Below are 1,091 nucleotides of genomic sequence, written 5' to 3'. Positions count from 1 at the left end.
AAATTGGGCATTAAATGTATGGTAGTAAATCCTGCTGATATTCCCTCTACTCATAAGGAAAAAGACAAAAAATCTGATAAAATAGATTCTCACAAATTGGCTAGAGAATTGGAAAATAATAATTTAAGGCCTATATTTGTTCCATCTGAGGAAGCTCAGCACTTAAGATCTCTTGTCAGATTATATTTAACTTATACCCAAAATATCACAAGGAGTAAAAATCAAATAAAGAGTTTTTTGGATTATAATGGAATTAATCTACCTAAACATACATCTTCTTGGTCTAATAATTTTATCACTTATCTATATTCTATAACTATTGATAATAACGGCCCTGGAGATAAAACCTTATATTCTCTTTTAGATACCCTTTGTTTTTTGAGAAAAGAACAGAATAACATATTAAAACAAGTTAGAGTTTTTATAAAAAATTCTTCTTTTAAACAAACCTTTGACTTATTAAGAACAGTACCAGGTATTGGATTTAAAATTGGTATTATAGTCTTATCTGAGATTATTGACATGAATAGATTTAAAAATTTTGATCAATTAAAATCCTATGTTGGTCTTGCCCCATCTGTATATTCTTCAGGCAATACTTATTATGAATATGGATTAACTTATAGGAAAAACTCCAGATTAAAATATGCATTAATAGAAGCGTCCTGGGTGGCCATTAGGAAAGATCCAGTACTCTTAGAAACTTACAATAAACTTATCACCAGGATGAAAAAACAACAGGCCATAATTAGAATAGCAAAAAAATTACTATCCAGGATAAGGTATGTATGGTTAAATCAAAAACCCTATGTAATAGGTGTAGTAGAATAAATTAAATGTCTATAAACCTTGGCAGACCGCAAACAATCGGATGCGAAGTACTATACTCGCTTAGTTGCAGACTGCGGCTGCCTCTTAAATTTGTTAATTCTACGTCATGCAGGAGGGTCAAATCCCTAACTGTTAATAATAGCTTGCATTTATATTTATTCTGCTATTACCTCTAAATAAGCCAAATGGAGCTTAAACCATGCTTTAATAAAATTTTTTTATTACTTTGCTATTTCGCTTGACTTTTTACATAATACCCA

General features: G+C 30.2%; 1 protein-coding gene. It reads left to right on the top strand.

Annotation, left to right across the window (positions count from 1 at the left end):
• Positions 1 to 831: IS110 family RNA-guided transposase (locus ACYQ0O_RS12990; RefSeq protein ID WP_459893751.1), on the top strand; the 831-nt coding region annotated here is incomplete at its 5' end.
• Positions 832 to 1,091: the final 260 nt, after the last annotated feature.

This window comes from Desulfothermus okinawensis JCM 13304, from assembly GCF_054654515.1.
This window is presented reverse-complemented; position numbering and strand designations above follow the sequence as displayed.